At 72.6% G+C, this 1,260-nt stretch carries 2 protein-coding genes; both read left to right on the plus strand.

The features are described from left to right. Nucleotides 1-339 (plus strand): phosphatase PAP2 family protein (locus tag OOT08_RS06805; protein WP_325091845.1); only part of this gene is annotated, 339 nt, incomplete at its 5' end. A 76-nt stretch (nucleotides 340-415) separates the two neighbouring features. Next, on the plus strand, nucleotides 416-1,260 hold an 845-nt coding region (locus OOT08_RS06810), incomplete at its 3' end, for a spermidine synthase (RefSeq protein WP_325091846.1).

Below are 1,260 nucleotides of genomic sequence, written 5' to 3' on the forward strand. Positions count from 1 at the left end.
ATCGCCTCGGAGTTCCTGAAGTCCGTCGTGCAGCGCCCGCGCCCCCTCGACGCGCTCATCGCCGCGGGCGGCGACTCCTTCCCTTCGGGGCACAGCACGGCGGCGGCCGCGCTCGCCATCTGCGTGGCGCTGCTGGTGCGACGCGCCTGGGTGTGGCTGCTCGCGGTCGGCTGGGTCCTCGCGATGATGCTCAGCCGCCAGGTCCTCCTCGTGCACTGGCTCAGCGACACCGTGGCCGGGGCCCTGCTGGGCACGGCCGCCGCGGTGCTGGCGACGCGCTTCGCCCTGAACCGGGCGCGGGCCAGGCACGATCACCCGGAGCATCCCGCCCACGAGTGACCCGCAGGCGACGTGCGGGCCGCCGGAGCGCCAGGGCACGGTGCACGGGGTCGGGCACAGGCCGTAGGCTCGATGCGTGTCCCAGAAAACCGTGACGCTCGGCGTCAGCGGGCTCAGCGCCCATGTCCAGCCGGATCGATTCGTTCCGGGTGCCTTCGAGCTCATCGTGGACGGGACGCCCCAGTCGCACGTCCTCCTCGACGACCCGAGCGAGCTGTTCTACGAGTATGTGCGCCGGATCGGGCACGTGATCGACCTGGTCGCCCCGGCTGGCGCGCCCATCACCGCGGTGCACCTGGGCGGCGGCGCGCTCACCCTGCCCCGGTATGTGGAGGCGACCCGTCCGGGTTCTTCGCAGCAGGTGGCCGAGCTGGAGAGCGAACTCGTCGCGCTGGTCCGTGAGGAACTGCCGCTGCCCAAGCGCGCCAGGATCCGGGTCCGGCACGGCGACGCCCGCGCGATCCTGGAAAAGCTCCCCGCCGGGCTGAACGGCGTCACCGACGCGGTCATCGTGGATATCTTCTCGGGCGCGCAGACCCCGGCGCACGTGACCAGCCGCGAGTTTTACGCGCTGGTGCCTCGGCTCCTCGCGCCCGGCGGCGTCCTCGCGGTCAACGCCGCGGACGGGCCGGGGCTCCCCTTTGTCCGGTCCCAACTCGCCACGCTTCGCACGATCTTCCCCTTCGTCGGGGCCCTCGCCGAGGCGCAGGTCCTCAAGGGCCGCCGCTTCGGGAACGTCATCCTCGTGGCTGGCGCAGAGGATCGGGTCTCCGAGTGGATGCCGCGCCTCCTCGCGGGTGGCCCCCACCCAGCGCGCATGCTGATCGGCGCGGAGCTCACCCGGTTCATCGCGGACGCCCCCGTGGTCACCGACGACACCGCGACGCCCTCCCCCGCGCCCTCGTCTTCCCTCTTCACCTA

Source organism: Leucobacter sp. M11 (assembly GCF_035726885.1).
GTDB lineage: Bacteria > Actinomycetota > Actinomycetes > Actinomycetales > Microbacteriaceae > JAPFRB01.